Below are 4,978 nucleotides of genomic sequence, written 5' to 3' on the forward strand. Positions count from 1 at the left end.
GCTTTATCAGCCGCATCAACCATATCGTCCTTATCCTGCAGTAAGGCTCCAAAGCCAAAACTCACGCCGAAGTCATCATCGTTATCAAACTCAGCCAGATGCGCCGGGTTGATCATAAAGGTCGTGTAATCCCCCAGTGCCACCCCGGCACCACCCTGACCAACGGTTTTGGCATCATAGGCCGAAACCGAAGTCGCAACAGGCATCAGCATTACTGCTAAAGCAATTTTTTTCAAAGTCATGGGACGCTCCTTGTGTGTTACCCAATGTTATTTTTTTTTTATTGACCAGCCAGTCCTGGCCTCAATACAACCGGGAATCCGATTACCGGAAGATTCGTTTAAACAGTGATTTTACACCTGTAGTCGGTTCATCCGTTTCAGCAAAACGGGTATGCAGCGATACCACCGCTTTGGTGACACTGGCCCGGGGGGCGTGGTGTAACAGCGGCATACCGGCATTAACGCTGCCACTGACCCTGGCGTAATCACCGGGAATGGTGACAATATCCGTCAGTTTTAGTGTATTACGGATATCATCAAGACGAATGGGCAGGCTGCGATGGTAGCGGTTGACCACAATGGTAAACCGGTCACGGGCAATACCCAGCTGGCTCTGTGCCAGATCAAGCCAGCGCAGGGTGTTGCGCAGGGACTGCATATCCTGCTGCATCACCAGACAGATACGGTCTGCCTGTTGCTGGATAAAGGTGCTGATGGCCACCGGCAGCATGGGGAGATCGATAATAATTTCGTCCTGCCCCTGTTTCAGCAGTTTCAGCAGCCTGAGTAGCTGCCCGGTATCCGGGTCTGCCTCTGCCAGCAGGTTCATCTGCTTCATGGCCAGCACTGAAAGCCCACTCTCGTGTTTCGACAAATAACCTGCCAGTGCCGCCTGATCCAGCGTCTGGTCATTACCGGCGAGTTCTGCCAGCACATCTTCCAGACCGTACTCACCGTACAGATCCATAAGCTGCATCGCGGAACCCAGGCGGGTGTTAAGGTCCAGCAATAGTGTGTTGTGTCCTTCGGTTGCCATAACATGAGCCAGATTACAGGCCAGAAAGGTCGCCCCCGCTCCCCCCGAGGTGGGAATAAACGCGGTTATCCGGCCACTATTAGCGCCATTGGTCGCCTGCCGGATTTCAAAAAAGGCTTCCAGCAGGGAGAGCAGCTCCTGATCATTAAACGGTTCCGACAGATAGTCGCTGGCTCCGGCACGCATGGCTGCACGCATCAGTAGTGGCTGGTCCGCCGGGCCAATAACAATCAGTGTGGTATTCAGTGAGGAAATAACCGGCTTAAACTGTTCCAGTTGCTGCTTCGGCTGACTGCCCAGTCGGAGAATAAAAACGTCAATGGGTTTCTGCTGATGCTGCTGATAAAGGGTTGTCAGCGGGTCGCTATCGCCGTTAAACAACAGACGATGAGTATGGATTTCAACAACCGGTGTCAGAATAGCTGCCAGCCAGTCCAGGGCCTGCTCCGTGTCGCTGAGCAGTGTTACCCTGAGTTGTTCGTGGCTGAGCTGTTTATGAGAAGCCTGGCCTGGTTTGTCTGTATTTATGCCCACATCTACACCTGTTCTGTTGTTATTTTTTGGATGCCGACTAACTGCTGCACGGTGTACCATTTTCTGCCCAGCCCAGACTTTCCCGGGGAAGAACCACTGAAAAGGCAGGCATATCCATGGTTTGTGGAAAACCTAACAGATTAATAGGTGTGACAAACTCAAAGGCGTAGCCATCATCACCCTGAACCAGTTGAGCACTGACAAATCGAATCCTGTCGTAATCTGTGCAGGTTTCTGGTGAACCAATCTTTGTTCCGTTGACGTCGAGGTAGTGCAGTTCAATATGGGCCGTCGTGAAATTACTGATCAGAGGGCTGTTATTTTCTGATGATCCGATCAGTCCGGCCTGAAGCGCTTTATTTATGCCATTGTTATCTGGAAATACCAGGGTAGCCGTTTCCGCTACCCTGTGGGTAGATTCCTGAAGAAGATTCATGGTGAACATCATACGGCCAAAGTCGATGATTCCGAGGATCATGGCAAATAGCAGGGGAGCGATAAGGGCAAACTCGACAGCGGCAACTCCCTTTTGAGTCTTTGGCCTGCACGCCTTTTTGGGCGTACTGTTTTTCCATAAACGACTCATCAGAACACCCTCATTGATGCACGAGCCTGCATGGGGATGCTGAGGTCCAGTCCCAGTAGAGGGATTTCACTGAAGATTGGCTGGTAGGTGTAGTTGATCTGTACCAGAAGGTTTCCGTCTATTTCGTGGCAGTATTTTTCTTCGTCGATACTCTTTACCAGACTACTGAAAATATCTTTGTTTTCTAACAATGCCCGTATCCGGCAGAGTGATTGACGGGATGTGCTTACATTGGTGTTTTCTACAGCCGCTAGGCTATTGAAGTCAACATCAACATCATCAAGGCTGAGCCCGGGCAGAATAGGAGAATGTGTGTCATCAGCAATGCCAAATACGGCAACTTTTTTTGTCTGAACAGTCAACTCATTATTCAGCTTATTCTGCAGGTTATTCAGGTCAAAAAGGCCGCTTCCCGGAAGGCGGACAGAGATGTAGCGAGCGGCATCAAAAGCGGCTAACTGTAATCGTTGGTAGTTATAATATATTCGGCCAAACTCTACCGTCAGCAGTAATAAAGCCACCAAAAATGGTAAAACCATGGCAAATTCAACGGCCGCAATGCCTTTTTGCTGTTTTGCTAATGAGTTTTGTAATGAGGCGGTTTCCGAAAATCGAACCATGCTTATTCATTGCCTCCGTCATAGAGAACAATATCATAGGCTCCACTTATCTTGTCATCTTTAGTTGAGGTGGGGCAGGGGATATGCTGAGCAATAAATTCGGTGCGCAGCTCAAAATCCACACCTGTTAAGAGCGAGTCCAAATCTTCTTCACCTTCAGGTAGCTTGTCTTCGTCATCAAGGGCGTTATCAATAAAAACTCTCGCTGGTTCAAGAAGAAAGAAGCAGGCAAACTCCTTTTGTTTAAGGTCATTTACTGCACAACTTGGAGCAACGGGGACTTTTAAAATACGCCGATTTGCTTTACAGGTTGAGCTTGAACACTCTATTGTTTTGTTATTAAGATCGTTCTGATAGTCAGCATATAGGTAAGGGTAATCTGAAGCCGTGATAGTCTTACCATTCTTGGTCCAACTTATAAATAAGCCAAAAATCGAATCGTAGAACAAAGACTTAAACTCACGAAAGTAAGTGATTCTTCCATCCTTATTGGCAATTTGCCGAAACTTTTGTGTGAACGCATTTTTCGAGTTGCAGTTACCTCTGCAGACTTCTCCATTTTCATTAGCAAAGGAGGAGTTAATATCCGCATTGAATACATCGTTATCGAATAAAGTTTTATCAGATATTGTCTTTGCTTCTATGCCAAGTCGAGTGTTAAGCATTGACCCAGGTCTTAAGATAAGTGGGTCCAAACCATATTCATCTACCACCCTGGTGGGTGTATCTTCATACATCAGAACATTGTCACCACTGGCCAACATGATTGAAGTAACTTCATAAAGAAGCTTCTTGTTTAGGATCTGATCATCAAATCCAGTAGTATCAATAAACATTCGAAACCCAATCACATTATCAAGAGTGGTGTCGTTCAGAAAAGACTCCAGAAAATGGTAAATATCTGGATCTGATGTATCAGCCGGTTTAGGGTCATCCAGACTGCCAGTACAGGCCATGATCGGTGCCACACTATAAGCTGGTTCAGGAACGGGCCCAGCAGTGGCCGTAGCGGTAATGGTAGTTTCACCAATACCCACCATGCCCAGCATTAATGGGGAAACTGTTTTGGAAACGTTGGCAATAATACGACCACTTAAGTCTGTGCTGTCGCCATTGGTTGGTGTAATGCTGATATCGAGGGTTTCTGTGGTAGCCCCCATGTCTTCAATAGTTGCCCAGGCATTGGTCTTTGGCTCGTTATAGGACCCATTGGGAAAGAAATAGCTTTTGGCAGCACTCAGGGCCGCAGCATTGGCCATATTCTGCAGCTTATCCCGTTCAGCCAGTATATTGCCGGTATCCATAGCCATCCCCATCATAGCCATCATTCCGGTCAGGGTGATGGCAACAACCACGGCAACAGCTCCCTGCTGGTGCTGCTTTCCTGAAACATTAAATGATGGTCGTCTGTTGCCTGCCATGGCCCGTTTATTCCTGATCAGTTGTCCATATCTATTTCAATACTGCTGTTCTGGCTTTCGCTACCTTCTCCGGTCCGGTACTGATTAAGGGTATTGGCTGCGTGTATGCCGTCTTCTCCTTCCGGTATTCGATTTCGGTTATCTTCGTAGGCTTCCGGGTTCAATATCTGGCTGGCCATAATGTTCTGTACGGCATCCCGGCTTGCTTCGCTGGCTTCTTCGGAGAAATGGTATCGTTCCTGCAATACACAGCCAGTCAGGCCGGTTAGTAATAAAGCGGTAGCGAGTACTCTGCTACTGTCTTTAATATTCATTAGCGACTCCCCCCAATATCATGGCCATATTGTCCTTCGGTGCCGCTGATGGGCAGTATTTGGTCTTTGTTATTCTTGTCTGGATTATCCGTATAGTGGCCGAGCAGATAAAACTCCCGGTCATCCGGGGCAACAAAAGTGTCGGTAGGTAAGCTTGGGGACGGCTCTGTCAGCGGTCTGGCCAGTCTTGGGGTGACCATAATCACCAGCTCGGTCTGGCCCTTCTGGAACTCCTGACTGCGAAACAGATAGCCTAGAACCGGTACATCGCCGAGGCCCGGGAATTTATCCACTACATCCCGCATGTTCTCATTTACCAGGCCAGCAATGGCAATGGTCTGGCCATCCAGCAGTTCCACGGTGGACTGGGCGCTGCGTTTGGTCAGTGTGGGAATCACCATGATGTTGGAACTGTTGGAAAAGCCCAGCGATGAGGCACTGTGACTGACAATATCGCTGACATTG

6 protein-coding genes and 1 pseudogene are annotated in these 4,978 nt (G+C 48.4%); all 7 read right to left on the bottom strand.

Annotated features, from left to right (window positions below; all coding sequences use genetic code 11):
* On the bottom strand, positions 1-242 hold a 242-nt coding region (gene traF / locus RM811_RS17205), incomplete at its 3' end, for a conjugal transfer protein TraF (protein WP_402526819.1).
* 82 nt (positions 243-324) lie between these two features.
* Entirely contained in the window at positions 325-1,572 is a 1,248-nt protein-coding gene (locus RM811_RS17210; protein WP_402526821.1) for a CpaE family protein, read from the bottom strand.
* Positions 1,573-1,609: 37 nt separating this feature from the next.
* Positions 1,610-2,158, bottom strand: a complete 549-nt coding sequence (locus tag RM811_RS17215) for a TadE/TadG family type IV pilus assembly protein (protein ID WP_402526823.1) — start codon at positions 2,156-2,158, stop codon at positions 1,610-1,612.
* On the bottom strand, positions 2,158-2,778 hold the full coding sequence (locus tag RM811_RS17220) for a TadE/TadG family type IV pilus assembly protein (protein ID WP_402526826.1): 621 nt from the start codon (positions 2,776-2,778) through the stop codon (positions 2,158-2,160). The genes RM811_RS17215 and RM811_RS17220 overlap by 1 nt, the downstream gene beginning before the upstream one ends.
* Before the next feature lie 2 nt (positions 2,779-2,780).
* Positions 2,781-4,199 (bottom strand): pilus assembly protein TadG-related protein, encoded by a 1,419-nt coding sequence (locus tag RM811_RS17225; protein ID WP_402526829.1) that lies wholly within the window; start codon positions 4,197-4,199, stop codon positions 2,781-2,783.
* 17 nt (positions 4,200-4,216) lie between these two features.
* Positions 4,217-4,513 (bottom strand): hypothetical protein, encoded by a 297-nt coding sequence (locus RM811_RS17230; RefSeq protein WP_402526831.1) that lies wholly within the window; start codon positions 4,511-4,513, stop codon positions 4,217-4,219.
* A pseudogene (locus RM811_RS17235) lies at positions 4,513-4,978 on the bottom strand (type II and III secretion system protein family protein); the annotation flags it as partial. The pseudogene RM811_RS17235 and the gene RM811_RS17230, both read right to left, overlap by 1 nt.

The sequence above is a fragment of the Endozoicomonas sp. genome (assembly GCF_031844845.1).
Classification (GTDB): domain Bacteria; phylum Pseudomonadota; class Gammaproteobacteria; order Pseudomonadales; family Endozoicomonadaceae; genus Endozoicomonas.